This is a genomic window from Fictibacillus sp. S7, from assembly GCF_004127935.1.
In the GTDB taxonomy this organism is placed as follows: Bacteria; Bacillota; Bacilli; order Bacillales; family Fictibacillaceae; genus Fictibacillus_C; species Fictibacillus_C enclensis.
The window spans coordinates 2,186,169-2,211,387 of sequence record NZ_QJKL01000001.1; the positions used below are offsets into that span (position 1 = coordinate 2,186,169).

The 25,219-nt window shown below is 45.1% G+C and carries 27 protein-coding genes, 1 pseudogene and 1 riboswitch; of the genes and pseudogenes, 6 read left to right on the forward strand and 22 right to left on the reverse strand.

What is annotated here, in order from left to right; all coding sequences use genetic code 11:
* Positions 1–25: 25 nt before the first annotated feature.
* The 8 genes from DMO16_RS11175 to DMO16_RS11205 all read right to left on the reverse strand — a co-directional run bounded on the left by DMO16_RS11175 (position 26) and on the right by DMO16_RS11205 (position 6,612).
* Positions 26–1,369 (reverse strand): TrkH family potassium uptake protein, encoded by a 1,344-nt coding sequence (locus DMO16_RS11175; RefSeq protein ID WP_129480372.1) that lies wholly within the window; start codon positions 1,367–1,369, stop codon positions 26–28.
* 12 nt (positions 1,370–1,381) lie between these two features.
* Positions 1,382–2,038, reverse strand: a complete 657-nt coding sequence (locus tag DMO16_RS11180; protein WP_061967377.1) for a potassium channel family protein — start codon at positions 2,036–2,038, stop codon at positions 1,382–1,384.
* Between the two features lie 91 nt (positions 2,039–2,129).
* Positions 2,130–2,273, reverse strand: a riboswitch (cyclic di-AMP (ydaO/yuaA leader).
* A 77-nt stretch (positions 2,274–2,350) separates the two neighbouring features.
* On the reverse strand, positions 2,351–3,133 hold the full coding sequence (locus tag DMO16_RS11185) for an undecaprenyl-diphosphate phosphatase (RefSeq protein ID WP_061967374.1): 783 nt from the start codon (positions 3,131–3,133) through the stop codon (positions 2,351–2,353).
* A gap of 88 nt (positions 3,134–3,221) precedes the next feature.
* Complete coding sequence (gene cls / locus DMO16_RS11190; protein ID WP_061967371.1) at positions 3,222–4,724, reverse strand: cardiolipin synthase; 1,503 nt, start codon at positions 4,722–4,724, stop codon at positions 3,222–3,224.
* Positions 4,725–4,814: 90 nt separating this feature from the next.
* On the reverse strand, positions 4,815–4,997 hold the full coding sequence (locus DMO16_RS11195) for an asparagine synthase (RefSeq protein WP_129477485.1): 183 nt from the start codon (positions 4,995–4,997) through the stop codon (positions 4,815–4,817).
* Between the two features lie 114 nt (positions 4,998–5,111).
* Positions 5,112–5,567: a MarR family transcriptional regulator gene (locus DMO16_RS24285; RefSeq protein ID WP_061967367.1), complete on the reverse strand. Its 456-nt coding sequence runs from the start codon at positions 5,565–5,567 to the stop codon at positions 5,112–5,114.
* A gap of 247 nt (positions 5,568–5,814) precedes the next feature.
* Positions 5,815–5,940 (reverse strand): hypothetical protein, encoded by a 126-nt coding sequence (locus DMO16_RS25175; protein ID WP_277873756.1) that lies wholly within the window; start codon positions 5,938–5,940, stop codon positions 5,815–5,817.
* A 24-nt stretch (positions 5,941–5,964) separates the two neighbouring features.
* Positions 5,965–6,612, reverse strand: a complete 648-nt coding sequence (locus DMO16_RS11205) for a hypothetical protein (protein WP_206738094.1) — start codon at positions 6,610–6,612, stop codon at positions 5,965–5,967.
* Positions 6,613–6,729: 117 nt separating this feature from the next.
* On the opposite strand from DMO16_RS11205, the pseudogene DMO16_RS11210 reads away from it, so the two are divergent.
* Both DMO16_RS11210 and DMO16_RS11215 read left to right on the forward strand, forming a co-directional pair.
* Positions 6,730–7,272 (forward strand): annotated as a pseudogene (locus DMO16_RS11210) (histidine phosphatase family protein); the annotation flags it as partial.
* A gap of 88 nt (positions 7,273–7,360) precedes the next feature.
* Entirely contained in the window at positions 7,361–8,032 is a 672-nt protein-coding gene (locus DMO16_RS11215) for a CAP domain-containing protein (RefSeq protein WP_129477491.1), read from the forward strand.
* 132 nt (positions 8,033–8,164) lie between these two features.
* Here DMO16_RS11215 and DMO16_RS11220 read toward each other — a convergent pair whose 3' ends face one another.
* The 3 genes from DMO16_RS11220 to DMO16_RS11230 form a co-directional block, all read right to left on the reverse strand.
* Positions 8,165–9,523, reverse strand: coding sequence for an ATP-binding protein (locus tag DMO16_RS11220; RefSeq protein WP_206738095.1), 1,359 nt, complete (start codon positions 9,521–9,523; stop codon positions 8,165–8,167).
* A gap of 224 nt (positions 9,524–9,747) precedes the next feature.
* On the reverse strand, positions 9,748–10,323 hold the full coding sequence (locus tag DMO16_RS11225; protein WP_061967357.1) for a TlpA disulfide reductase family protein: 576 nt from the start codon (positions 10,321–10,323) through the stop codon (positions 9,748–9,750).
* Complete coding sequence (locus tag DMO16_RS11230) at positions 10,320–10,523, reverse strand: RNA polymerase sigma factor (protein ID WP_129477496.1); 204 nt, start codon at positions 10,521–10,523, stop codon at positions 10,320–10,322. The genes DMO16_RS11225 and DMO16_RS11230 overlap by 4 nt, the downstream gene beginning before the upstream one ends.
* A gap of 223 nt (positions 10,524–10,746) precedes the next feature.
* On the opposite strand from DMO16_RS11230, the gene motA reads away from it, so the two are divergent.
* Together motA and motB are read left to right on the forward strand one after the other, a co-directional pair.
* Complete coding sequence (gene motA, locus DMO16_RS11235; protein WP_129477499.1) at positions 10,747–11,532, forward strand: flagellar motor stator protein MotA; 786 nt, start codon at positions 10,747–10,749, stop codon at positions 11,530–11,532.
* Positions 11,525–12,304 carry a flagellar motor protein MotB gene (gene motB, locus DMO16_RS11240; RefSeq protein ID WP_129477501.1) on the forward strand — a complete coding sequence of 260 codons (780 nt, stop codon included), beginning with the start codon at positions 11,525–11,527 and terminating at the stop codon, positions 12,302–12,304. The genes motA and motB overlap by 8 nt, the downstream gene beginning before the upstream one ends.
* Positions 12,305–12,331: 27 nt before the next feature.
* Here the strand turns inward: motB and DMO16_RS11245 are convergent, their stop codons facing one another.
* Together DMO16_RS11245 and DMO16_RS11250 are read right to left on the reverse strand one after the other, a co-directional pair.
* Positions 12,332–13,630 carry a M48 family metallopeptidase gene (locus DMO16_RS11245; RefSeq protein ID WP_241840544.1) on the reverse strand — a complete coding sequence of 433 codons (1,299 nt, stop codon included), beginning with the start codon at positions 13,628–13,630 and terminating at the stop codon, positions 12,332–12,334.
* Positions 13,631–13,717: 87 nt separating this feature from the next.
* Complete coding sequence (locus DMO16_RS11250; protein WP_129477503.1) at positions 13,718–14,545, reverse strand: HAD family hydrolase; 828 nt, start codon at positions 14,543–14,545, stop codon at positions 13,718–13,720.
* 131 nt (positions 14,546–14,676) lie between these two features.
* On the opposite strand from DMO16_RS11250, the gene DMO16_RS11255 reads away from it, so the two are divergent.
* Positions 14,677–15,357 carry a YetF domain-containing protein gene (locus DMO16_RS11255; protein ID WP_129477505.1) on the forward strand — a complete coding sequence of 227 codons (681 nt, stop codon included), beginning with the start codon at positions 14,677–14,679 and terminating at the stop codon, positions 15,355–15,357.
* Between the two features lie 13 nt (positions 15,358–15,370).
* On the opposite strand, the gene DMO16_RS11260 is transcribed toward DMO16_RS11255, so the two are convergent.
* The 4 genes from DMO16_RS11260 to DMO16_RS11275 form a co-directional block, all read right to left on the reverse strand.
* A complete protein-coding gene (locus DMO16_RS11260) occupies positions 15,371–16,243 on the reverse strand; it encodes a glycerophosphodiester phosphodiesterase (protein WP_206738096.1) in 873 nt (290 codons plus the stop codon).
* 142 nt (positions 16,244–16,385) lie between these two features.
* Positions 16,386–17,261, reverse strand: a complete 876-nt coding sequence (locus tag DMO16_RS11265) for a Cof-type HAD-IIB family hydrolase (protein WP_129477509.1) — start codon at positions 17,259–17,261, stop codon at positions 16,386–16,388.
* Positions 17,262–17,556: 295 nt separating this feature from the next.
* Complete coding sequence (locus DMO16_RS11270) at positions 17,557–17,868, reverse strand: AzlD domain-containing protein (protein ID WP_129477511.1); 312 nt, start codon at positions 17,866–17,868, stop codon at positions 17,557–17,559.
* Complete coding sequence (locus DMO16_RS11275) at positions 17,858–18,577, reverse strand: AzlC family ABC transporter permease (protein ID WP_061967337.1); 720 nt, start codon at positions 18,575–18,577, stop codon at positions 17,858–17,860. Before DMO16_RS11275 ends, DMO16_RS11270 begins: the two co-directional genes overlap by 11 nt.
* Before the next feature lie 100 nt (positions 18,578–18,677).
* Between DMO16_RS11275 and DMO16_RS11280 the strand changes: the two genes are divergently transcribed.
* The gene (locus DMO16_RS11280; RefSeq protein ID WP_129477513.1) at positions 18,678–19,238 is read left to right on the forward strand and encodes a helix-turn-helix domain-containing protein; all 561 of its coding nucleotides are present in this window, start codon (positions 18,678–18,680) and stop codon (positions 19,236–19,238) included.
* A 98-nt stretch (positions 19,239–19,336) separates the two neighbouring features.
* Here DMO16_RS11280 and lpdA read toward each other — a convergent pair whose 3' ends face one another.
* Genes lpdA through DMO16_RS11305 form a run of 5 tightly spaced genes read right to left on the reverse strand, consistent with a single transcriptional unit; the run spans position 19,337 to position 25,216 of the window.
* The gene (gene lpdA / locus DMO16_RS11285) at positions 19,337–20,770 is read right to left on the reverse strand and encodes a dihydrolipoyl dehydrogenase (protein WP_129477515.1); all 1,434 of its coding nucleotides are present in this window, start codon (positions 20,768–20,770) and stop codon (positions 19,337–19,339) included.
* A gap of 1 nt (position 20,771) precedes the next feature.
* Positions 20,772–22,013, reverse strand: coding sequence for a dihydrolipoamide acetyltransferase family protein (locus DMO16_RS11290; RefSeq protein WP_129477517.1), 1,242 nt, complete (start codon positions 22,011–22,013; stop codon positions 20,772–20,774).
* Between the two features lie 12 nt (positions 22,014–22,025).
* Positions 22,026–23,024 (reverse strand): alpha-ketoacid dehydrogenase subunit beta, encoded by a 999-nt coding sequence (locus DMO16_RS11295; protein ID WP_129477519.1) that lies wholly within the window; start codon positions 23,022–23,024, stop codon positions 22,026–22,028.
* 1 nt (position 23,025) lies between these two features.
* Positions 23,026–24,087, reverse strand: a complete 1,062-nt coding sequence (gene pdhA / locus DMO16_RS11300; protein ID WP_061967328.1) for a pyruvate dehydrogenase (acetyl-transferring) E1 component subunit alpha — start codon at positions 24,085–24,087, stop codon at positions 23,026–23,028.
* Positions 24,088–24,115: 28 nt separating this feature from the next.
* The gene (locus DMO16_RS11305; RefSeq protein ID WP_129477521.1) at positions 24,116–25,216 is read right to left on the reverse strand and encodes a Leu/Phe/Val dehydrogenase; all 1,101 of its coding nucleotides are present in this window, start codon (positions 25,214–25,216) and stop codon (positions 24,116–24,118) included.
* Between the last annotated feature and the right edge of the window lie 3 nt (positions 25,217–25,219).

Sequence of the window (25,219 nt, forward strand, 5' to 3'; positions counted from 1 at the left end):
GTGCGTACTTACCGCACACGTTCTTTTATCCTGTAAACAGATCTCCATCCGGATAGCGGATATTCGACTTATCGGGTCTTGCAATTGAAAACGCGAGTGTAAGCGGCCCGATTTTCCCCAGGAACATCACGCAAATAATAATAATCTTTCCAATCAAGGTCAATTTAAAGGTAAACCCCATGGTAAGCCCCACTGTACCAAATGCCGATACCACTTCAAACAGAATCGTTAAAAATGGAGCTTTCTCCGTCATGGCCAACAGCATGACCCCCGTAAACACAAGCAGCATGCTAATGGTGGCAATGGCAAGGGCACGAAGGATAATTCCTGTTCTTATGGTCCGCTTCAGAACGGTAACTTCATTTTTTCCCCGCAAAAACGTAAGTACTGCAAAAATAATCACTATAAACGTCGTCAGCTTGATTCCACCACCTGTAGAAGCGCTTCCTGCTCCAATAAACATCAGCATAATCATAAAGAGCAGGGAATCCTGCCTCATGCCAGCGATATCAATTGTATTGAACCCTGCCGTTCGGGGTGAGATTCCCTGAAAATAGGCAGCCCATATCTTCTCCCCCAATGATAAATGACCCAAGGTGTGCGGATTATTATATTCAAACGCGTAAAACACGAGAATGGAAACCACGTTGACAAACAGCGTGCTCCAAATCATGATACGAGAGTGGAGCGATAAATCTTTCCACTTTTTGCTGTACCAAAGGTCAACCAGTACTGTAAAACCAATCCCACCGGTAATGATCAATAAGGTAATAACAAGATTGACCGTCGGATCGCCCACATACCTCACCAAATTGTCGGGCCACAGGCCAAATCCTGCGTTGTTATAGGCGGCTACGGTGTGAAAAATACTGTAGTAAATTCCTTTGCCCCAGCCAAGATCCGGTACCCATCGAAAAGAAAGGAGAATCACCGCAATGGCCTCAATCGACAGGGAAAAGATGAGAAGATTTCTGACCAGACGGATCACTCCGCCAATGGATGGCTGATTTAAGGCTTCCTGCATGATGAGACGCTGTTTAATGCCAATCCGTTTACCAAGCATAAGGACAACGAGAACGGCAAATGACATGATTCCGAGCCCTCCCACCTGGATCAGGAAGAGAATGACAATCTCGCCAAACAGGGTAAAAGTAGAGCCGGGATCAACCGTCACCAGGCCTGTTACTGTAGCGGCAGATACCGCCGTAAAGAACGCATCAATCCAGCTGACCCCTTTTTCAGATGCAATGGGCAGCTTAAGCAGCAAGGCTCCGGCCAGCACAAGCACCAGGAAAAGAAGGGCAAGGATTTGGGGAGGATTGAGCTGGATTGGTTCATACAGAAAAGCTCTCCGTTTTTCAACCTTCAGAGCCACTGAACGTTACACCCCTTCATTTTCAAATGTATTGAGATCTCTGTTTTGGCCAATCACCACAAGCATGTCCCCTTGTCTCAGCACCACATTTGCTATCGGAGAAACAAGAATATCATTGCCTTTTTTAATAGCCACGATATTGCACCCATATTTGGCACGGATATCAAGCTCGGTTAACGTTTTACCAGCCAGCTTGTCTGTTACCCCTACTTCGATAATGCTGTGTTCATGAGAAAGTTCAATAAAATCGATAATTTTTTCGGAGGTGATCAACTGGGCCACACGAAGGGCCATATCCCTTTCCGGATGAATAATCCGGTCTGCTCCAAGCTTATCAAGGACTTTATGGTGATAATCATTTGTTGCCTTGACCCATACCTTTTTAACACCCTCTTCTTTTAAGAGAAGGGTCGTCATAATACTGGATTGGATGTCTTCACCGATTGATACGATGACATGGTTAAAATTACAGATACCGAGCGCTTTCAATGCCTTTTCATCCGTCGAGTTTGCCTGAACAGCCTGGGTGGCAATATTGGCGAACTCATTGACCCGTTCGATATCCTTGTCCACCGCCATGACTTCATAGCCCATTTTTGCAAATTCCCTGCATATGCTTCCGCCAAAACGGCCCAATCCAATGACCGCAAACTGCTTGTCCATTTTTTTCTCTCCTTGTACGTCAAATATCCCATTAGTTGGCAAATAAAAAAGACCATCAAAAAAATGGTCAGTCACTATTCAAACTGTCCCTTTCTTCCTTGTTTAACGCTTACGAGGTTAGCTGACGGATTAGGAATCGGAAGTATCCCCTCTTTATTAAAAAGATTCACCCCAAATGATTGGTTCCCCCGCTTTTAAGCTTATACAAAATCTTAAAATTAAGCGATCTAAAGGTTATGTAATTTTGAATAGTTATAATGTAATCCTGCAGGAATCAAATGTCAATCCTTTCTTTCCTTCCTTCATAAAAGGTTAAAAAAGACCCGCCGCCTGCATGCCAATGATGGTGAATCCAAGCAGCCAGACATAGATGGCAAAGCCTTTTAACGATCCCTTTTTTACAAGGGCGATCATCCACTTAACCGCCAAATACCCAAAAACCGCCGACATCACCGTACCGAGAAACAAGGAAAAAAAGGAGAGCTTTTCTGCCTGGCCCCCGAGCACATCTTTTATCTGCAGAAGACACCCGCCGGCAATGGCCGGAATGGACAGCAGAAACGAAAAATAGGCAGCTGTCCCCCTGTCAATCTTCCTGAAAAGCGCAGCTGCGATGGTCAGGCCTGACCTTGAAACGGCGGGCAATATGGCCGCACCTTGAAAGCTTCCGATCAGAACCGCATCCATTAGTGTGATGTCTTCCAATTCCTTATAACCCCTGGATTTCATGGAATCGGCAAGCCAAAGAATACAGCCGGTGGCGAGAAATTCCCAGCCAACCGTAATTCCGGTTCTTGAGATTTCCTCAAAGTAATCCTTAAATGAAAGGCCGATAATGACAGTGGGAACGGTTCCCGCAACGAGAAGAAGTGACAGCCGGCTAAAAGGCTGACGAATCAGTTCCTTTATTTCTTTCCAATAAATCGTCATAACCGCGATTAGTGTTCCAATGTGAAGCATGCTGTCCAGAAACAAGCCTGCTTCATCCAACCGAAAGAAATGCCTGCCCAGCAGCAAATGGCCTGTGGAGCTAATCGGCAAAAATTCGGTTAATCCCTGTATGATCCCCAACACCACTGCTTCAATCCAATCCATTAGATCACCTCTTATCACACAGCATGATAAAGGTTATTCACTTGGGGACAAGGATAGTACAGATTTGGAGAACCTGGGGGTGCGACTTTTACAGAACTCCGGAAAACAACCTGGCAGTTGATTCCTTCGTCCTTTCCCATACGCTCCTTTTATAAAAACCTACGGGTCTGATTTTTTCACTGTCCTTTATATCTTCTTCATAATGTTCCACAAGCTCCTCGATGGACGAGGTCCCAGTGAGAAACACGTTGACTTCAAAATTCAGATGAAAACTCCTCATGTCCATGTTCGCCGTTCCGATGGAGGCAAGGTCTCCATCGACAATGATTACTTTTTGGTGCAAAAATCCTTTTTTATAGGAATATATTTCGATCCCGCTGCGCAGCAATTCCGGAAAGTAGGACCTGGTGGCATATTGGGTAAGAAACCCGTCATTGATTTCCGGTACCATAATCCTTACCTGAACCCCTTTTCTCGATGCAATCCTGAGCGCAGTGCGAATGGACTCTGTCGGTACAAAATAGGGTGTGGCAATCCATATCGATTTGGTGGCACAGGAAATCATGGAATAGTATAGATCACTCATGATGCCTTCCTGGGTATCCGGACCGCTTGGGACCACCTGAACGGCACCATCCCCCTTCACTGGTGTCGGGGTTAAATATTCTTCGGTTTCCAAAAGGTATTCGTCACTTACGTAATCCCAGTCGAGCAAAAATATGGCATGCAGGGTTTGCACCGCTTCCCCTTCCATTACCATGTGGGTATCTCTCCAAAAGCCCATCCGCTCATCTTCACCCAAATACTCAATCCCGACATTCAGGCCACCAACAAAGCCGACAGCACCATCAATCACAATGATTTTACGGTGATTTCGAAAATTGAATTTTTGGTTGAAAAATCCGTACTTAATAGGAAGGAAGGAATACACATGAATGCCTGCCTGCTTCATCCGGTCTACTTCGGCAGCAGACAGGGATAAGCTTCCAACAGCATCATACAGAAAACGGACCTCCACGCCTTCTTTTGCTTTTTCAATCAGAATATCTATGATTTCCTTTCCCAGGCGGTCCGATCTGAAAATGTAATACTCAATATGTATATAGCGTTTCGCTTCTGAAAGCCGTTTCTTAATTTCAGGAAATGTTTGGTCTCCATTTTTTAAAATGTTTGTTTGGGTAGCTGTATTTTGAAAGGTCATTGTGACGTTGTGGGAGAACCGGGCAAAGCATGCCTGATGATCATTAAAATCAGAGAAGTCGGGTTTTTGCTCCCTTTTCGCCAACAGCTGAAGCTCTTCCCGGTCATGTTTGCGCTTTGTGCGAAACAGGTGTCCTTTTAAGTAAAGCTGACCGGAATAAAGATAAAAGATATAGCCTAAAAGCGGCAAGAAAATCAGGGCATAGATCCAAACCAGAGTATGCTGCGCTGTCCTGTTTTCCAAAACCAGGGAATATAATGTAATCAGGATGATGGAAGCATACAGGGCAGCGAAGCCCCATTTCCAAAAAAAGCCCAGGTCAGAAAAAATAATGACATATAGTGCAGCGACCATTATAAGCACAAAAATAAATTCAATAATCCGTTTCATGGTACATTCTCCTACTGCTAATGGATTTATATGAAAAATTCCCTATAAAACCTTTCTTTAAACAGAAAGAAGGAGAAAGAACTCCCCCTCTTACCATTCGTCCCGATCATGTTCAAATAAATCAATGACCCCAAGCACAATGTGCGCCAATCCAAAGCCAAGCAGAACCTTTGAAAGACCGGAATATTTTCGGGTGGATGCGCCAAACGAAAAAGAGGCCAAACTCACAATGATTCCCAGTACAGTCGGGATCATCCCTTCTCTTCTCAGCATAACAGCACTACCTCCTTAAGCTGGAATAACCTTAGTATTTTCAACTTTACGGGGAGTATGATACACAAAGGAGGTTTTGACACAAAAAAAACAACGGGAAAAATTCCCGTCGCTTTAAGGGGCCAAGGTCAAGGCTTTATGCTGCTTAGTGTCATTTCCGAATTTATCATAAATCGTAATCAGTGCTTCTAGGTCGTCCCTGGAAATTCTGCTCAGCAGATTTTCCATGCTTTCAAGCCGGCGCTCTTCCGCTTCTTTTAATATCCCACTGCCGGTTTCAGATAATTCAAGATATACAATCCTGCGGTCTGCTTCACTGCGATAGCGCTGCACATAATTTTTTTTATACAGTCGGTCTACGGCTACAGTCACAGCACTTGGCTTTACTTCAAGGACCTCCGCCAACTCCGTAACCGTCCAACGGTCCCTTTCCGAAAGCATTCTCATAAGGATGTATTGGGTCCGTGTCAAATCTCCATCACCTGTTGTTTCCGGATGCAAACTTTTTGACAGGATATAATGAGCCACTTCCAGCTTTTCTACATATGCCTTTAGTCCTTCTATTTTCATTGAATAGAGTCCCCCAACTTTATGATCTAATAACATTATACTAAAAAATCTAAACATTGGAAATTTATTTTTTTGAAAATTTGGATGTCCTAGGCTGAATGGCCCATTATAAAGACAAAAGGTGATGATTACTGGAAAATATATGGCGAAGTGAGTAGAAAAAAAGGTTGCTGAAGAGAGGCAGCTGGTGGAAGGCGAAATACGAAGCAGAAAAATGGGCTTTTTCATCATGGCACTTGTCCAGACTTCAGCCGGCATACGAGCATAATGTAATCATGTAGAGAATATCACTCTCTCTGCCGGCCAGATGTCTCACCGGCAAAACAGCACTTCCCCACCCCAATTCTTCATCATGCGTTCGGCATTTTGCCATAATCAAAACGATTATGGCCTTTTTTTATTTTTTGGGAAGATGAAACGATGAGTATAGGTCTGTAAATTTGGACAGTTCAGCCGGCAAATCTCCTTTTGTAAACACCTGCTGAATTTCCCGGTGTGTAATCTCCATTCTCGACAGAGCGGGGTAAATGGAGAAATCCGATTTCTGGTTATACCGGGTTCCGATGGTTTGAAAAGCCTGGAGTGTGGATTCTTCAATGCCATTCACGTATTGGTGAATCTGATGAATTTGCTGCACAATCATTAAATATTCAGCTTTTAATCGCTGCATTTCGTCAATTTTCTTTTTCATGGTCCTTGTTGCCGCAGCAACTTCCCGGTCTCTTGCCTGCAACAGCGTATCAACAAATTCCCTCATCCTGTCATTTTTGCTTTCTTTCAATTCATCGAGAAGTTCCATTGCTTCTCTTTCTTTTGCCAGGAGACGAAGATACTCATCCTTGCTTTCATGGAGAGTTTCGATATCTACTCTTGAATTTCTTCGGCCGTATTGCCCAAGCAAATGCTCATATTCTCTTGAAGCTGTCTCCTTTTGTCTGTTAATCACTTTCCAACGATCATGGGCCTCTTTTATACGTTGCTCATAATCCTTGCTCATTTGATTGAATTGCTTAAGTTCGGGATACACACTCTTTGCTCCTTTCATCTGGATCGAACGATAACGGAAAAATTCTCCTGTTACAGTATTCGTTAAAGGATTTTGGTTTAGCGGCCTCGAAACATACACAGTTATGAACAATACATAGTAGAAAGAGGAACAGCCATGAAACGAGTTATCGTTGTCCGGCATTGTAAGGCATCAGGTCAGGAAAGAAACGCTGTCCTTACATAAGAAGGAATAGCCCAATCACAAAAGTTAAAAGCCCTTTTAATGATGAAACCCTTTGACCGGATCATTTCAAGCCCCTTTGTCCGTACTGTGGATACCATCGAGCCCCTTGCACACTTCAAAAACCTGCCCATCGAAACAGATGAGCGCCTGGGAGAACGAATACTGTCTCAAATGGATCTGCCAGACTGGCTCGATCACCTTGAATATTCGTTTACCAACTTTGAAGCAGTACTTGAAGGTGGCGAATCCAGCCAGCGCGCAACCGACCGTGTTAGTGAGTTAATACGAGACATCCAAGCCTCTCCGGATCAATGTACCGTTCTTGTGACCCATGGGAATTTATTTGCGCTCTTGTTAAGAAGGTTTGATGAGCGCATCGGTTTTCCCGATTGGAAGCAGTTCTCCAATCCCGATGTGTATGAGATCTTACTGGATGAGGGTCTTGCCCAAAAAATCCGGCTGTTAAACTGGGAGTTGTTTCCAAACCCCCAATCATGGTCACCTATACCCGAAACCTGTGTTGTAGCTAACATCACTATACAAAAACGGGAGGAATTCATCCATGAAAAAGGTAGTAGTAGCTTCAATTCTAGGTGCATCTCTTTTTGGTGCGAACGCAGGGATTTCACATGCGGCTGATTGCCCGCAATCACAAAACGTACAGGTACAGCAGGGTCAATCCAATGCTGATATCAATAAATTAATCGAATCTCTAAAGGAACAAGGATTCGATGTACAAGCTCAAAACGTTGAGCAAAAACAAGCTCCAGCTCAAGAAAAAACACAGGCAGCTCCAAAACAAGAGCAGCAAAAAACAAGTGAAGCGCCAAAATCTGACGCTGCAGCAGGACAGCTTACAGCTGATGAAAAACAAATGGTTGAAAAAGTAAACCAAGAGCGTGAAAAAGCAGGAGTAAAACCACTTCAAGTGGACATGGAACTAACTAAAATGGCCCGTGTAAAAGCACAGGACATGATCGATAATAACTATTTCGATCACAATTCACCTAAATACGGATCTCCATTTGATATGATGAAACAATTTGGTATCCAATACCAAACAGCAGGTGAAAACATTGCTGGAAACTCTTCAGTAGATGGAGCTCATACTGCACTTATGAACTCTCAAGGTCACCGTGAAAACATCCTTAAATCCGACTACACTAAAGTCGGCATCGGAATTGTGGACGGTGGAAAATACGGTAAAATGTTCGTACAAGAATTTACTGGATAATAATGATTTTGAAAGGGGCAGGCCTTAAGGGCTGTCTCTTTTTTTGCTTACAGATAGAACAATCGGAACAAAAAAGCCAACGAAACACCTGCTAAAGCAGTATGGTTAAAGTCAACTCTCAATGTGGCTCATTTAGGGAGATAAAGGTAAGGATATTTCAAAGGTCGTCCCTTTTCCCACTTCACTTGATACATCCACGGTACCTTTATGGTTTTCAATAATTTTATAACTGACCATCAGTCCGAGGCCGGTCCCATCTTCTTTCGTCGTATAAAAAGGTTTTCCAATTCGGTTTAACACTTTGTTGGGCATACCTGTTCCGTTATCGGTGAATGTGAAGTGAATATACTTGCTATCTTTGCGTTTGGCTGTAATTGAAATCTTTCCACCAGCATTACTTGCTTCAATCGCATTTTTAATCAGGTTGATAAATACTTGTTTCATCTGAAACGGATCACAATGACTATCCGGAAGATCTTCTTCGCACACAAGATCGAGCGTGATGTTTTTTAAGATCGCCTGTGTTTCCAGGAGAGAGACCGTTTCCTTCAGCGTATTGACCAGGCTGATTTTCTGTACCTCCTGGCGGTCCGTTTTGGCGAGGAGCAGAAATTCTTTAATAATATGGTCAATTCTATCCACTTCGTTCAGAATAATGGAATAATACACCTCATGAGCCTGTCCCTCGTTTTGCATGAGCTGTACAAAACCCTTCAGGCTTGTTAAAGGATTACGGATCTCATGGGCAACACCTGCAGCCATTTCCCCGACTACATTTAATGTTTCTGCTTTGCGCAGCCGTTCCTGGGTTTGCCTTCGCTCGGTAACATCCTGTAAAATCCCCAAATGGATCCCGGGAAGAATATCTTTTTTCCCCGTAAACTCAATCAGCCTTTTATGTGCAGTACCCCGGTTAAACTCCCACCTGTACGCAGGGTCAAGCAAGAACAAATCCCAATTGAGGGTTACATCAAATCCAGGCTCCCCGACGATAAACGCATCTATCCTGCTCCGTTCTACATCATAAGGACTGATTCCGAGCAGCCGGCGGGCGGCAGGATTGGCATCAAGAATGACACGGTTATCATCCAACAGCAGGGTAGGATGGATACTATGATTAAATATTTCTTTATATTTTTGCGACGATTCCCTTCGCTCTGCAACGGGATAATTGTTTCCGGAATAATCTGCAGTAGCACCTGCTACTTCGATTACTTTCCCATTGGAAAAGACAGGGGTAAGCGAGGTATACAGGGTTCTTTTTGCATTACCGGTCCTGTAAAAACACGGCACCCCGCCAAATGCTTTTTCAAAATAGGGCTTCAATTGTTCTGCCGGCTGACCGGTGGCCATTTCCCCCGATCCCATAAAGTGAAAACCCAATTCATCGGCTATCACGCCTTCCGAGAAGGTGATTGTATAGTTTCCGGCAGTTGTTCGTTTTAGTCGAAAATAGTGGACTGAATCCATTTCCAAGGTAGTAATCTGCATATCCTCCCTTAGAGGTTTTTCTTGCGTCCTCTGCAGTTTCATCATTTTCACCAATGATCGTTCAACCATGGTTATACCCCTTTTCCTCCATAGTTGGATTGATATAGCCTCTATTCCCCTTTTACTATTTCGCTAAAAAGTCAAAAACTCCTAGTATTCGAATTGCCTAATTTTTCAATGTAAAATTTTAGGATAAAAAGACTAAAACCCCCGTGAAAAGGGGGTTATTTGGAGCGTTTAATAAACTCTGACATAAGACTAGGTGATAACGCGCCAATAATTTTTTTTTGGACCACTCCGTTGGAATCAATCAAATAACTGGTAGGAAGCGAAACAGCCTGAAATTTTTTACTGACTTTCCCCTCCCGATCAAGCAGAACCGGAAAGGAGGCTTTTCGATGCTCTACATAATCGGAGACTGCCTCCGTACTTTTTTCCGTATACCTTAGATTGATTGCCACAATCTCCAGTTGATCATCTTTATGGCGGCTGTACATTTTCTGCATATCCGGCATTTCTTTACGGCAAGGAGGACACCATGTAGCCCAAAAGTTCAAAATGACTTTTTTCCCCCGAAACTCTTTTAACGAAACGGTTTTCCCTTCCAACGAAGTCAAAGCAGCATCTGGAAGGGTATTGCCGGGCTTCAGGCCTGTCTGTCCGTTTCCGTTCACCGGTTGAAAGCTTTCTGTCGGCTTTGGATTTTCATGGACGCTGTGGGATTCCTTCTGTGACGTCCAGACACCAATCCCGATCAGTGCAGTCAGTACTAAAATCATCAATAATGGTTTTGTTTTCATGAAAAAGCCCAGACCCCTTTTTTTCTCCAAAGTTTAACAAACACTTCCTGTACCCCATCTTCGGCGGTATCCTTACTCTGGGTCATTCGGAAGGCAAAGGAAAACAGCAGTTTTTCATATCGATCGTAAATCTGCTCCAGGGCTGATTTATCCCCATTTTGAACTTTGGTATAAAGTTCAAAATCAGTAAGCTTTGACATACTATTCTCCTTAGGTTGGTTTTACTGCTATTATACCGATTGAGTTTCTCTTTGTCTTATCCCATCGGAAAGTAGTTATAAAGCTAACGTACGAAATTGACATTTGGATGACTTTTTTCGTAAATTCTTTCACCTGTCTCCCACTATTGACCTATAAATATCCGTTTGAATCAGCCGATATACATAATATACGAAAATAGCAAAAAACGAGGATGAAACAGAAATGGACAAAACATCAGTTATCGGCATCATCACGGGCATTATTGCCATAGGAGCCGGGATGGTTCTAAAAGGGGTTGCACTTTCTTCCCTGTTCAATCCTGCGGCATTACTGATTATTTTTGCAGGGACGGCAGCAGCCATATTGATTGCCTTTCCGGTACATGAAGTAAAAAAGCTTCCCGGCCTTTTTAAATTATTGTTTACAGACCAAAAGGTCGTTCCCATAGAAGAATTGATCCGTCTCTTTATCCAGTGGGCGACGATTGCAAGAAAAGAAGGTCTGCTTGCTCTAGAGCCGATGTCGGAAGAAATTGATGATTCTTTCTTAAAGCAGGGAGTTAAAATGATTGTGGATGGACAATCTCCTGAATTTATAAAAGATGTTTTATTGAAAGATCTCGAGACCATGGAGGACCGGCATTTAAGCAACGCAGCCATTTTTACACAGGCAGGAACGTACGCGCCGACACTGGGAGTGCTGGGAGCTGTGGTGGGTCTTGTCGCCGCCCTGAGCCACATGGACGATATTGAAGCGCTTGGCCATGCTATATCCGCCGCGTTCATTGCCACCCTGTTTGGTATTTTTACGGGATATGTTTTATGGCATCCTTTTGCAAATAAACTGAAGCGAAAATCACAGCACGAGATCTTCCTCAAGGAAATCATGATTGAAGGCATCCTTTCCATACAAGATGGAACCTCTCCAAAAATCCTGGAAGAAAAATTATTAACGTATGTGCCATCCAGTGAACGAGAGAAGGTTAAGGAAGGTGTAAATAATGGCTAGAAGGAAGAGGAAGAAGCACGATGATCATGTGGATGAATCCTGGCTGGTTCCCTATTCAGACATGCTGACCCTTCTTCTGGCACTGTTCATCGTTCTGTTCGCCATGAGTGAGGTCGATGCCTCCAAATTCAAGCAGATGGCAAGTGCATTCAATGACGAATTTACAGGAGGAACCGGCATGATGGATGAACAAGCGCCCATTTCATCTCCGGAAACAGATCCATTGCCGGACAAAGAGAAGCTGGTTCAACTGTCCCTTCAGGAAAAAGAACGCATGGAAAAAGCGAAGAAGGAACTGGAATCCCTTCAAGAGGTAAAAAAACACATTGACAATTTTATCGAAGACAAGGACCTGTCAAAAAGCCTGCAGACCAAACTGACGGAAAACGGGCTGTTAATTACCATTTTAGATAATGCGCTGTTTGATTCGGGAAGCGCGGAAGTCAAACCGGAATCAGTAGGCATTGGGAAAGATTTATCCAAACTGCTTGTGACGAATCCGCCGCGAAACATTATTATCGCAGGGCATACCGATAACGTTCCAATCAAGAATGCGCAGTATACGTCCAATTGGGAACTGAGCGCGATGCGTGCCATTAATTTTATGCAGATTTTGCGCACCAACCCCAATCTTTCCCCTAAAACGCTCAGTGCCAGCGGATATGGCGAATATCGTCCGAGAGCGAGCAACAAAACAGCTGAAGGCAGAGCGAAAAACCGGCGGGTTGAGGTTCTCGTCCTTCCAAACTACAGCCTTGAAAAAGACAAATAAAAGGCGGGGCTATGTGCCCCGCCTTTTTTACTGCTGCTTTTGCTGCTTTGCATTTTGAAGTTCTTTTGGCTGATATTTGTCCTTGTAGGAATCAAGGAAGGTGATTCTCTCGAGCATGGTGGGATGCCCGTATAAAAAGAATTTCACCAGCTTTGGCGGATTCACCTCGCTGAGTCCGGAAATCGTCAGCTTCTGAAAAGCTCCTACAGCCGCTTCTGGATCTTTAGTCATTTCAATGGCGTACCGGTCTGCATCTTTTTCGGCTTTACGGGAAACGGCATTTTCCACTGGTCCGGCCAGAAAAGAGAGAAGACTGAATATCAAAAGCAGAACAGGGAGTCCGGCAATATCCCCTGGTCCTTTAATTCCCCATCGTTTCCCCCATTTTGCCAGGGCCCACGTATAGACCTTGCTTCCCAGAAATAACCCGAAAAGCGTAAGAATAATCGCTCCGATCAAATTCTGGTACAAGTGGTTCATCACATAATGTCCCATTTCATGTGCCATGACGAATAAAACCTGTTTATCATTCAAACGATCAAGTGTGGTATCCCACAGCACAATCCGCAAATTCGAGCCGATTCCATTCACATAAGCGTTCAGGGAGTTTGTCTTTTCTGACATATTCACTTCATAAACATTTGAAGCGGGTATCTCCGCCCGGTCGGCAAGCGTCAAGATCTTTTCTTTTAACGCCTGGTCCTTCAATGGATAGAATTTGTTGTACAGCGGATCAATCACAACTGGCTGGATAAAGTACATGAAAATGGTAAATGGAATGGAAATCAGCCAAGCATACAGCCACCATTTCTTTTTGGCTTTCCTGATAAAGAAATAGATGACAACAACGGTGAGAAAGGTAAATAACCATCCCACCCAAAAATCGATGAGACTGTCCTTCATCCAGCCTTTGAACAGCTGAACTGAAATGTGATAATCCCTGGAAACAGTATAGCTGTAATATCGCAGCGGGAACGTCAAAAGCCAGCTTCCAAAAGAAAGCAACAGAACATAAAGCCCGGTATGAACGAGTGAAAACCGGGTGATGCCCTTCACGGCGCTTCGCATCTTTTTCGAAAGGCCAAATCCCAATACAAGCAGGTAAATCAACCATTCCAATGGAACGGATACGAAGTAAATCCAGTCTTTAAGCCGGGAGAAATCATAGCTCAGTTTCAACTGACGGCCGTTCATAAACATGGTCGGATCAGCTGCCGATCCCCGGTACTGAATGGGCAGCTCAGTATGAGCTCCATGCAACAAGTAATACCACATCAGCACACCATATAAAATAAAGCCTGTGGCAAACAAAAGTGCCTTTTTCACACGCTCTCCTCCTTACGGACATCCTATTACCTAGTTTAGGTAACTTTGTCCGAAATAGAACAAAAAAGAGCTAAGGTGGTCCATTCTTTAAAAAGCATCCGTCAGCGTGGGAACCACCGTTAAATTATCATGCTGTAATTGGTAGCCGTTGGGCTGTATGTATACTGCGTTTAAGCCCATTAGCAGGGCAGGAGCAATCTCATTGATAAAGTTATCACCGATGGAAACCGCTTTCTCCGGAATAATCTTCCATTTCGCCAGGATCTCCGACAATACTTCTTTTGTTTTGACCGGCTTTTGGGTGGATGGATAAATGACATGGAAAAGTCCGTCCAGACCCAGCTCCTTGAGAAGTCTTAGCACATCATCTTCTTCACTGTTTGTCATTAAGACAAGGTACTTGTCCTTTTTCAGGCGTTCCAGGCTTTCTTTTAAACCAGGTGTTTTAGATAATGAAAATTCATCACTGACCATATAGAGTTTTGTCGCGTTATAGGCGTCCCATGTATCCTGCTGCGTAAGGCCGTAATGCATGGCAGTGACATAAGGCAGCCACCATCCGTCACCAATGGCGATAAACCGTTCGAAATCATAGAGTAACTCACCAGGATATTCCCTTTTCAAGGTTTCTTCTTCCATGGGGGAGCCATCCCAGTGATGAGCAGCGGTTACCTGCAGGGTTAGAGGATCAACTGTAAGTGCCATGTCCAATTTCAGGTCATACACTTTTCCAACGGCCACCGGATGAAGCCCCTTCTTCATTTTCTCGTATGCCCCGTAAAATTCCTCCTGAATCCCACGGTCTGCCCGTTGCTGGAGCAAACGACAGTAATAGTCAAAATGGTCCGTGTCCTCGTATAAGGTTCCGTCCAGATCAAAGATTAAAAGCTCACTATTTTCTATCAGATCTCTCAACTCTTCTCCACTCCTTTCCCCATCTATTGTATTCGCAATAAGCAGTGAAGTAAAACAGGACTGATCCTTTTCCAGTGTTTGTGATCGCTGTTTTCCGGCCAAAATAAGACTAGTGAAAAAGAGGTGAGCGCATGGACGGAATGGTAGAAACGGCATACAGAACCCTATTGGGACTGGCTTTCTTATTATTGTTCACAAAAGTCCTCGGCAAAAAGCAGTTGGGTGAACTTACATACTTCAATTACGCAACAAGCATCGCCTTTGGAAACATCGTCGGAGAGATGATCATTCATTATAAGGATGTTTCCATTTCCAACGGAATTGTTGCTGTGGTCATTTGGGTGCTCTTGATCCTGGGCATTGAATTTTTAGTTAAGCGCTCACCCAAGGCTAAACTGGCATTGGAAAGCGAGCCTGCGATTGTGATAAAAAAAGGACTGATCATGCAAGACACATTAAACCAGCTGAATCTGGGCATTGATGATTTGTGCATGATGCTTAGAAATAAGGAAATATTTACCATGACAGGGGTGGACTATGCCATTTTTGAGCCTAACGGCCAGCTCAGCGTAATAAAAAAAACAGCGGATTCCGCTCCGGCAGGCACTTATTTTCTTCCTTCCGAACTCATTGTGGATGGGAAACTGATGAGAGGGAATTTGAAGGAATACGGACTAAGTGATAAATGGGTACAGAGCAAGCTTCATAAAGCCGGCATTTCCTCCAGCAAATCGGTGTTTCTCGCACAGCTTCAGGAAGATGGAACACTGTATATTGCTCCCAAAGACAATACAAAGCCGCTCATTGTCTGAGCGGCTTCACGTTTTATTTAGCTTCTGCTTTATGATGAGGATGACGGTTTTCTTTTATAAGCCGGTGAAGCTTATCCGGAAAGTTCGTAAACATTCCGGTAACTCCCCAATCAATCAGCCTTTGCATATCCGTTGCCTCATTTACTGTATAAGGATGCACATCCAGGCCGGCTTGACGCGCGGTTTGCACATAGGGTTGGTCCAGGTAATTGAAGTTCGGCCCGATCCCGACTGCATATTTCTTCATGTCTGCTGCTTCCTGATCCGTCAGAACAGCATGCTTCTTGTAGGATAACAACTGGATCAGTCTCACGGATGGATCAAGCTCATGCACTTTCAACAGGCTTTCTTTACTGAAAGATTGAACAAGAAGTGTGTCTTTGTTGATGTGATACTTTCTTACCAGACGCAAAAGCTCCTCTTCCATGCCAGGGTAAACATCAGGTGATTTGGTTTCAATGTAATATTTTTTATTTTTTTTAAACGTCTTAAAGATTTCCTCAAGCGTTGGAACCTGTAACCCTTCATAGCGCGGATTGGCATACTGCGGGTATTTTTCGTTAAACCAAGAGCCCGCATCCAGCTGTTTAATCTGCTCCAGCGTAAAATCTTTAACTTTCCCTGTTCCATCTGTCGTACGGTCTACCGTCTCATCATGCATGGCAATCAGCTTGCCGTCTTTCGTCATTTGAAGGTCGATTTCTATGTAATCCCCATGCATACGGTCACCCATTTTATAAGAAGTGAGCGTATGCTCCGGCGCATATCCTGACGCTCCCCTGTGGGCGATATCAAGCACGTCATGATGCGGATTTTTTGCGGCTTCCGTCGTTGTACCTGCAAATAAGCTCGCCCCAAGAACAGCAGCACCCAGCAATGTTTTCATTTTTTTATTCAATTTTCTCTCCCCTTCCTCTTTTCCATCTGAGAAAAGCGTACCAAGAGAGTATTAAGCCCTTTTGACAACCTGGTAAATTTCATGTAAATATATATATTAATTATTTACTTACATAAAAAAACCCGGCGTGTTAAGCCAGGCTTGTTTTCCGTTCTTCGAGATAATTTTCAATGGCATAGGCGACGCCGCTTTCGTCATTTGTCTTGGTCACGAATTTGGCGATAGTTTTGATTTCATCATAGGCATTGCCCATGGCAACGCTGATGCCCGCCTTTTCAAGCATGGAAACATCATTGTAATTATCACCTATTGCCATCGTGTCCTCAAGACTGATGTTATTCAGCTTCGCAAATTTTTCGAGTGCAAATCCCTTTTGTGCATCTGCATTAGTAATTTCAAGGTTGTTGTTGGCGGAAGAACTGACCGCCAGATGTTCAATCTGTTTCAATCGTTCAACCGAATTGGCCACTTTTTCCGGTTCGCTGGAAAATGCCAGCACTTTATAAATTTCAAGGCCTTCTCTTTCCATCAGGAGGTCGTAATCATCGATATACTTGACCGTGCCAAGCTTAAAACGGCGCAATGCGGCTTTATGCACATCATCTTCTGTCGCATCCGGATTGGAGGTCAGTACAATATCCTTCATTACCTTGAAGGCCTTCTCACGGTTATCGGTATAGGTCCCCTCACTGGTATAGACTTCATAATAAATGTTGTTTGCGCGCAGCGCCTTTTCCACATTAAAATATTGCTTGAACGGAATTGGGATACTGGTGACTTTCTCCCATTTCTCATTACGGATTTCTGCTCCGTTCACACAAATCAACGGAAGATGCAGCTCTGCTTCACCAAGTGTATAGCGTGCTTCATCAAAGGATCTTCCCGTCGCAATAACCACCATATGCCCTTTTTCACGAGCCCTTTGAATGGCTTCCTTGTTTGCTTTGGTAACCTTCAGTTGTTTGCTGACAAGTGTTCCATCCATGTCTATTGCGATAAGTTTCATTTAACAATCATCCTTTATCTCCGTCTTTCCTTTTTCAGTGTGCCCTTTTTCATAAAAAAAAGAGCTAAGTATAGCTCTTTACCCTTTAATCTCTATGAAAAAAACCTGAAAAAATGTCCAGGAAGGCATGAAAAACTTCCAGAGACTGAAACAACATGAGGGAAGCCGCCGTCATTGAAAACAAACCGATTAAAGCAAAACGAATCATATGAAGATACATTCGATTCCCCTCCAATCGTTTGGGTATTCATACTATCATAATGATTGAAGAAAGAAAACCTTAATCATCTTTATGTTATAATCCCCAAAAAGAGAAAAGGCTTACGGCCAACACCGAACTTAGGACCACGAGAATGATGTTCCAGTTCAGCCATGAAGAAAGCAAAGCTATACCGGCTCCCACAATGCCATACCACATGCTGCCTTCATTGATGTGCAGAATTCCGGGAAAAATCAAGGCCCCAAGAATGGCAAATGGAACATTCTTCAGGATGCTTTGCCATTTCTGGGGGATAATGGCCGTATCCAGGGCAATAAGCGGCAGCACACGCGGAAGATAGGTGACCACCCCCATACCGGCAATCATCCAGAGCAAATTAGTTTCCATGGGCTTCCTCCTTCATCAAAAATTCAATGCCGGCTGCTGAAATAATGGTGGATAGAATAATGCCCCATCCTCCTGACAGTGGCTCATACAATGAAAACAGCGAATTCAACAGAGCAGCTGTACCTGCCAGGAGTATGACCTTGCTGGATTTTTTGGCAGATGGAACAAGAAGGCCGATAAACATGGCATATAATGCAACAGCCATTCCGGCCTGAATGGTTTCCGGCAGTCCTGCTCCGATCAAGTATCCGATGCCCGAATTGATCACCCAGCTTCCGTAGGCCGTTAAACCAAGTCCCAGCATAAAAGAAGAAGCAAGTTTCCTTTCAGTCCGTGTTGCTGCGACAGAAAAGGTCTCATCTGTAATGAGGAAGCCGTACACGGCTTTTCTCCACTTCGTATCCTCTTCCATTTTTTCGTTTAACGAAGCACTCATCAGCAGGTGGCGGATGTTCATGATAAAGGCAGTGATGATGATTTCAAAAGCACCTGTACCCGCTGCAATCATGGAAAGAGCAATGTATTGAGATGCTCCTGCAAAAACAATGATGCTCATTCCAACTGTTTCAAGCAGTGACAATCCACTCGACTTTGCCAGCAGACCATATGTAAAAGCAATAGGCAAATAACCGATGGCAATGGACAGTCCCGCCTGGATTCCTCTCTTGAAATCATGATTTGCAGCAGAAATAGCAGGAATCGGGATCATGATGAAGAACACTCCTTTTGTTCACCTTATTCAGAATTATATGTTATATTGTACATATTGTATGTTATATAAAACAATTTCACAAGGAGCATTTTTTCCTATGAATTTAACCGAAATTATAGGTAAGAGATTAAAAGCCCTGCGAGGCCAGCGAAGCTGGAGCCTGGACCAGGCCGCCCATGCAACCGGCGTATCCAAACCGATGCTAAGCCAGATCGAGCGGGGAGAATCCAACCCGACAGTAAGCACGTTGTGGAAAATTGCGAATGGGTTTGGGGTATCATTCAGCTCCTTTGTTGAAGAAGATCAGCCTTCCATAAAAAAGGTCATCACGAACGAAATCAATCCGATTGCCGATGCCAGTGGCACCTTTCTCGTCCGTCCTCTGTTCCCGGTTGAACCGGGGAAATCGTTTGAAATCTACTCATTGGAGCTTCTTCCCGGCTGCAATTATTGTTCTGAAGCTCACCCCGATGGTGTGGAAGAATACCTGTTAGTCGAAGAAGGCAGCTTTGCTCTGACTGTTCACGAAAATACCTACACATTATCAACGGGGGAAAATCTGCATTTCGCCGCCGACTTTACGCACTGTTATCAAAACCATGGTGACAGCCCTGCCAAATTGATCATGATGATCTATTATCCGTATCCCAGGGCATAATGGTACAGACCCTAAGCTCCATTCAACGGAAACATTCTAAAAAGAAACGGCACCCTGGAATTTAGCAAAGCTAAACATTCGGGGTGCCGTTCAAAATTTTAAGATGTTGCCGTTTCTTTTCTGCGTGCCGGAGGCAGATGGATGGCTTTTCCGGTTGCTTGTTCAACAGCTTCAAGCCAGGTTTCGCTCAATGATGGATGGGCATAAACAGGATACGAAAGATCTTCATCTCGGGCTGCCATTTCCAATGCCAGCGTTCCCGTGCTGATCATTTCAGCAGCTCCAGCTCCCATCATGTGAACTCCAAGCAACAGGTCTGTTTTGGCGTCTATAACCATTTTAGCCAGCCCCTCCCTTTGCCCGCTAAGGCTGGCAAACCCATTGCCACCCATGGCGAACTGGCCGGTCTTAACCTCAAATCCCTGCTCTTTCGCTTCCTTTTCCGTCCATCCAACGGTTGCTATGGGAGGTGTGCTGTGAATGACTTGAGGAACAAGGGCCAGGCTGTATGCAGAGCTCAACCCGCCAATATGCTCGGCAGCCACTTTACCCTGTTTAATCGCCTTGCTGGCAAGCCTCATACCGATGGTGCAATCTCCTGCAGCATAAACTCCAGGGACACTGGTTTCTCCATATTCATTGACCACGATATATCCCTCGTCATCCAAATGAACCTTGATAAATTCAAGACCCAGTTCATTTGTGTTCGGGTGATAATTATCGGTAAAAACCATTACATCGGCATCCAAGGTTATCTTTTCCTTCACGCTTTGAAGCGTGATGGTGACCGCTTCCCCGCCTGCCTCTGCCTCGAGCAGCTCAGCATTTTTAAAAAGTTTAATTTTCGCTTTTTTGTATACCCTCTGAAGCTCCCTGGCAATAGATTCATCAAGACCAAACGTATCATCACTGCAGATCAGGGATACATCTGCCCCCAAATTACGGAAAGCCATGGCCGTCTCTATAGCGATATAATCCGAACCGCATACCACGAGATGTCCTGGTACCCCGTTCAGGTTTCTCAGTTCCTCCGCGTATATGATTTTCTCTTCAGCCCGGCTGATCCCGGAAGGCATTACCGGCCTGGCCCCTGTTGCCACAAGAGCATTTTCATACTGATACATCTCATAGTGATGGCCGGAATCCACCCCAATTCGATTCTCGGACATAAACGTTGCGGTGCCTTTGATCACTTCGATTTTGTTCGCCTTAAAAAGAGCTTCAACTCCTTTTTGCAAACCGGTAACGATTTTCTTTTGATATTCGATAAACGACGACCATTCAAAACGCGTTGCCTCTGTCTGAATTCCCATTTCTTTTAGATGGGGCATGGAGGCATATTGCGCGGCGGCATGAGTCAGAGCTTTGGAAGGGATGCATCCTGTATTGAGGCAGACACCGCCCAAGTCTTCTTTTTCAATAAGGGTCACTTCCAGCCCCAACTGGGCAGCTCGGATGGCGGCGTTGTAGCCACCGGGCCCTCCGCCCACGATGATCAGCTGCCTGTTTTGGACAAATTCACCTACTACCATCTTATATCAGCTCCAATACCATAACCGAAGGATTTTCAATCAGTTCCTTGAACCGGTTTGTAAATTGTACTGCCGTTGCTCCGTCGGCCACACGATGGTCAAAGGACATGGACACATTCATGACCGAACGGATTTGGATGTCATCATGAATAACGACCGGCATTTTCTTTGTTTTATGAAACGCCATCAAAGCGACCTCAGGAGCGTTAATGATCGGTGTTGCCCCCATGCTGCCAAGCGGTCCTACGTTGGAAATGGTAAACGTCCCGCCTGTAAGGTCTTCCCTCGTTAGCGTTCCTTCTTTTGCTTTTGTGATTTTCTTTTTCATGTCACGGTTGATGTCCTTTATGGAACGGCGTTCGACATTTTTAATAACAGGGACAATCAGTCCATCTTCTGCATCCGTCGCAATTCCGATGTTCACCTGCTTTTCGAGCCTGATAACTTCCTTTTCTTCATCCAATTTGCTGTTAAAGACCGGGAAATCGGCAAGAGCCAGCTGGATCGCTTTTATGAAAAAAGAGGCAACAGAAATAGCAAAGCCTTTGCTTTTGTCAGGATCCAGCATTTTAAGCTGCTTTTTCAGCTCCAGTACATTTGTCATATCCACTTCTTCAAAGTGTGTCACATGCGGGATCGTAAACAGGGATTGCGTCATCTTTTTGGCGATTTGCTTCCTGCGTCCCCTGAACGGAATCTCTTCCGTCTCACCTGCAGGTAATTCTTTGTTTATCGTTGGGGCATCCGGCTGTTCTTTTCTTATGGAAGTCTTGGTTCCATTGACGAAACGAAGAACATCTTCCTCCGTGATCCGCCCTGCTGGTCCTGTTCCGGTAATCTGCTCAATGTCCACACCGTGGTCCCTTGCCACTTTTCGGGTATAGGGAGCGGCAAGCACCCGTTTGTTGAGCATGGCCAGAGATGCTTGCCCACTGGAAGAACTGCTGTCCGCTCCTGCTTCCATTAAAGGTTCCTGTGATTTCGGCGTTTGGGGAACAGCGGATGCTCCTTCACTTTCAAGACAGAGCAGGACGGTTCCAACGGTAACGGTTTCTCCTTCCTTTACAAGAATGTCGGTTACTTTTCCGGCCACAGGGGAAGGGAGCTCTGCGGTTACCTTGTCGGTCTGGACTTCAACCAGAGGCTGGTCAATGGAAACCACGTCTCCCGTTTTGACAAAAAAGTGCAGAATTTCACCCTCATGCATACCTTCACCTATATCGTGCAGCTTTACTTCCACCATAAACAAGCCCTCCTAAAAGTTGATCACTTTATGAATTGCAGATGTAATTCTTGGTGCATTGGGAAGGTAATGATCTTCCAGTGCAAACATCGGCACAGGTGTGTCGAACCCGGTAACCCTCACAATAGGCGCCTTCATATATAAGAAAGACGTGTCATTGATGAGCGAAATGAGAGTGTCCCCCAGACCGCCGGTGGAGGGAGCTTCATGGACAATGACCGTTCTCCCCGTCTTCTGAACACTCTGGGTAATCAATTCTTTATCCAGCGGATACAATGTACGCAGATCGATAACCTCCACGCTGATCCCTTTGCTTTCAGCTTCATTCGCCGCTTTTAAAGAAGCGTCAACCATGGCCCCATAAGTTAAAATGGTTACCTGTTCCCCTTCCTTCATCACACGGCCTTTTCCAATTTCAACGGTATATTTGCTGTCCGGAACGTCCATCTTTGAGCTTCTGTAGCATCTCATCGGCTCCAGAAAAAGAACCGGGTCAGGGTCCTCGATGCTCGCAATGAGAAGCCCCTTCGCGTCGTATGGATTGGACGGCACCACAACCTTGATGCCCGGCATGTGCGTAAACAGGGCTTCAACGGAATCCGAATGGATTTCCGGAGCTCGTACGCCGGCACCAAATGGCGCACGGATGACCATGGGAACGGTAAATGCTCCGAGCGTTCTGGAACGTATCCTCGAGGCATGCGTCATAATTTGGTTAAATGCCGGATAGATGAATCCAAGAAACTGCATTTCGGCAACCGGTCGGAATCCGTTCATGGCAAGGCCGATCGAGGTTCCGATAATACCAGACTCAGCGAGTGGCGTATCGATAATGCGCTGATCCCCAAACTCTTCCATCAATCCGTCGGTTGCCCGGAATACTCCTCCATTTCGCCCGACATCCTCACCGAGAACAATTACGTTTTCACTTTCTCTCATCATCGTTCTCAGTCCATCGGTAACTGCCTGAACAAGCGTCAGTTTCTTTGTGCCAACTGCTGCTGTCGCCATGCTATTCCCCCCTCACATGTGCATATGCTTCTTTTTGATCCTCAATAGGCCATGGATTTTCGGCAAAAACGTGGTCAAACATATCATTTAGATGCGGCGGCTGTTCGTTCTCCATTTCATTTACCGCAGCTTCAATTTCCAGAGTGATGTCTTGTTCCAGCTCCTTTTGCCATGAAGACTCCCAGATGCCTTCCTGCTGCATAAACTTCTCAAGACGAGCAAGAGGATCCGTAGTTTCACGGCGGATACTACTCTCATTCTGGTCTCTGTATTTGGACGGATCGTCTGCTGTTGTATGAGCTCCATATCTCCAGGTCACAGCTTCAATCAGCGTCGGACCACCGCCGGCGCGGGCCTTCTCCACCGCAGCTTTCGTATGGAAATAAACCGCAAACACATCATTTCCATCCAGCCTGATGCCTTCGATATCATATCCGACTGCCTTTTGGGCGATCGTTTTGGATTTCATTTGTTTTTCGACCGGAACCGATATGGCAAATCCGTTATTTTGGTTAAAAAAGACTACTGGAATGTTAAACACACTGGCGAAATTCAACCCTTCATGAAAATCCCCCTCAGATGTGGCGCCGTCCCCAAAATAAACGATTGAGGCACGATCCGTTCCTTTCATTTTTTCAGCCCATGCCGCTCCTGTAGCGTGGAGAAGCTGGGAAGCGATGGGCACAGCAGGAGGAAAAATCTTTATACCCTCTGGAGGGATACAGCCTTCCTGGCGTCCTTTCCAGTACAAAAGCACATTCTTTAGCGAATGGCCAAACGTTAAGGTAGCCCCATGATCACGATAGGTCGGAAACATCCAGTCTCCTTCCTCCATTGCCATTGAACTGCCGATCTGGGCCGCTTCCTGGCCCTCAAAAGGGACATAGGTGCCGATGCGTCCTTGCCGTTGAAGATTAACACCCTTTCGGTCGAACAGCCGTGCTCTCAGCATTTTCGTATACAGTGTTTTTACCAGGCTCTCGTCCAGCAAGCTTTTATAGGCATCATCAACCACTACTCCATCTTCATTGAGAATTTGTTTTTTGGGAAATTGGGTCTCCATGTTAACTCCTCCTTGGTTTTAGGATCTTCTAATGCCTGACGCTCCACTTTGGCCGCTGTTGATGGGAAAAGAAACTGTTTCGCTTCTTTCGCTGCTCGATCCGGTCTTCGCAAAAACGGTTTGCTGCTTCCATGGTTGAAAGATTCAGCTCCCTGCTTTGTTTATAGATTTCAAGAAGTGAATCATAGATGGCCTTTGTCTGATTCAGCACGCGCGCTTTATTCGGTCCGTACAGTTCATCGGCTACCTGGATCAGCCCTCCTGCGTTCACGATATAATCCGGGCCGTACAGAATCCCTTTTTGCTGAAGGTAGATTCCGTGTTTATCTTCAAGCAGCTGGTTGTTGGCACTTCCCACTACCGCTTTAACCTTCAGCCTGTCAATGGTCTCGTCATTCACGACACCTCCGAGCGCACAGGGAACAAAAATATCGGCATCCACTCCGTAGATCTCATTCCCCTCAACCACTTCAACGCTTCCCGGAAGAAGTTCAGCCCGCTCCACAATGCTTTGTTGCGCCTGAGGATTAATATCGGTTACATAAACCCGGGCACCTGCCGCGATCAACTGCTCAGCCACTTTATACCCAACCTTCCCCAGTCCCTGGATACTGTAGGACATTTCGGAGAGATCCTCGGTTCCAAGGAGGGTCTGCAAGGTGGCTCTTAAACCGTAAATAACACCCTGGGCTGTCGGAACAGAGGAATCACCGCTTCCCCCGTATTCATCCGGCACTCCGACAATACAGGCGGTTTCCTTTAATGCATGCACAAAATCCGACGGCTTAGTCCCCATATCTGTGCCGGTATAAAACCTTCCGTTCAATGAATCTACGAACTGGCCAAACGCCCGGAACAGAGCGGGAGATTTATCGGTTGTAGGATCTCCGATGATCACCGACTTTCCCCCGCCGAAATCGACGTCGGCTCCTGCGCATTTATAGGTCATGCCACGGGACAGCCGGAGTACATCCTCAAGTGCTTCGTCTGTGGATTTATACGGCCGCATTCTGCATCCCCCCAGCGCCGGTCCTAGCGTGGTATTATGTATGGCGATGATTGCTTTTAACCCGCTGGCCGGATCATTGCAGAATACCACTTGTTCATGCAGCGATATTTTTTCAAACATGTT

Excerpts from the sequence above, each read along its gene's own strand:
- DMO16_RS11180 (WP_061967377.1), bottom strand. The coding sequence starts at position 2,038 with ATGGACAAGCAGTTTGCGGTCATTGGATTGGGCCGTTTTGGCGGAAGC.
- DMO16_RS11185 (WP_061967374.1), bottom strand. The coding sequence starts at position 3,133 with ATGGATTGGATTGAAGCAGTGGTGTTGGGGATCATACAGGGATTAACC.
- cls (WP_061967371.1), bottom strand. The coding sequence starts at position 4,724 with ATGAAACGGATTATTGAATTTATTTTTGTGCTTATAATGGTCGCTGCA.
- DMO16_RS11195 (WP_129477485.1), bottom strand. The coding sequence starts at position 4,997 with ATGCTGAGAAGAGAAGGGATGATCCCGACTGTACTGGGAATCATTGTG.
- DMO16_RS24285 (WP_061967367.1), bottom strand. The coding sequence starts at position 5,567 with ATGAAAATAGAAGGACTAAAGGCATATGTAGAAAAGCTGGAAGTGGCT.
- DMO16_RS25175 (WP_277873756.1), bottom strand. The coding sequence starts at position 5,940 with ATGGCAAAATGCCGAACGCATGATGAAGAATTGGGGTGGGGAAGTGCT.
- DMO16_RS11205 (WP_206738094.1), bottom strand. The coding sequence starts at position 6,612 with ATGAAAGGAGCAAAGAGTGTGTATCCCGAACTTAAGCAATTCAATCAA.
- DMO16_RS11215 (WP_129477491.1), top strand. The coding sequence starts at position 7,361 with ATGAAAAAGGTAGTAGTAGCTTCAATTCTAGGTGCATCTCTTTTTGGT.
- DMO16_RS11220 (WP_206738095.1), bottom strand. The coding sequence starts at position 9,523 with ATGCAGATTACTACCTTGGAAATGGATTCAGTCCACTATTTTCGACTA.
- DMO16_RS11225 (WP_061967357.1), bottom strand. The coding sequence starts at position 10,323 with ATGAAAACAAAACCATTATTGATGATTTTAGTACTGACTGCACTGATC.
- DMO16_RS11230 (WP_129477496.1), bottom strand. The coding sequence starts at position 10,523 with ATGTCAAAGCTTACTGATTTTGAACTTTATACCAAAGTTCAAAATGGG.
- motA (WP_129477499.1), top strand. The coding sequence starts at position 10,747 with ATGGACAAAACATCAGTTATCGGCATCATCACGGGCATTATTGCCATA.
- motB (WP_129477501.1), top strand. The coding sequence starts at position 11,525 with ATGGCTAGAAGGAAGAGGAAGAAGCACGATGATCATGTGGATGAATCC.
- DMO16_RS11255 (WP_129477505.1), top strand. The coding sequence starts at position 14,677 with ATGGACGGAATGGTAGAAACGGCATACAGAACCCTATTGGGACTGGCT.
- DMO16_RS11260 (WP_206738096.1), bottom strand. The coding sequence starts at position 16,243 with ATGAAAACATTGCTGGGTGCTGCTGTTCTTGGGGCGAGCTTATTTGCA.
- DMO16_RS11265 (WP_129477509.1), bottom strand. The coding sequence starts at position 17,261 with ATGAAACTTATCGCAATAGACATGGATGGAACACTTGTCAGCAAACAA.
- DMO16_RS11270 (WP_129477511.1), bottom strand. The coding sequence starts at position 17,868 with ATGGAAACTAATTTGCTCTGGATGATTGCCGGTATGGGGGTGGTCACC.
- DMO16_RS11275 (WP_061967337.1), bottom strand. The coding sequence starts at position 18,577 with ATGATCCCGATTCCTGCTATTTCTGCTGCAAATCATGATTTCAAGAGA.
- DMO16_RS11280 (WP_129477513.1), top strand. The coding sequence starts at position 18,678 with ATGAATTTAACCGAAATTATAGGTAAGAGATTAAAAGCCCTGCGAGGC.
- lpdA (WP_129477515.1), bottom strand. The coding sequence starts at position 20,770 with ATGGTAGTAGGTGAATTTGTCCAAAACAGGCAGCTGATCATCGTGGGC.
- DMO16_RS11290 (WP_129477517.1), bottom strand. The coding sequence starts at position 22,013 with ATGGTGGAAGTAAAGCTGCACGATATAGGTGAAGGTATGCATGAGGGT.
- DMO16_RS11295 (WP_129477519.1), bottom strand. The coding sequence starts at position 23,024 with ATGGCGACAGCAGCAGTTGGCACAAAGAAACTGACGCTTGTTCAGGCA.
- pdhA (WP_061967328.1), bottom strand. The coding sequence starts at position 24,087 with ATGGAGACCCAATTTCCCAAAAAACAAATTCTCAATGAAGATGGAGTA.
- DMO16_RS11305 (WP_129477521.1), bottom strand. The coding sequence starts at position 25,216 with ATGTTTGAAAAAATATCGCTGCATGAACAAGTGGTATTCTGCAATGAT.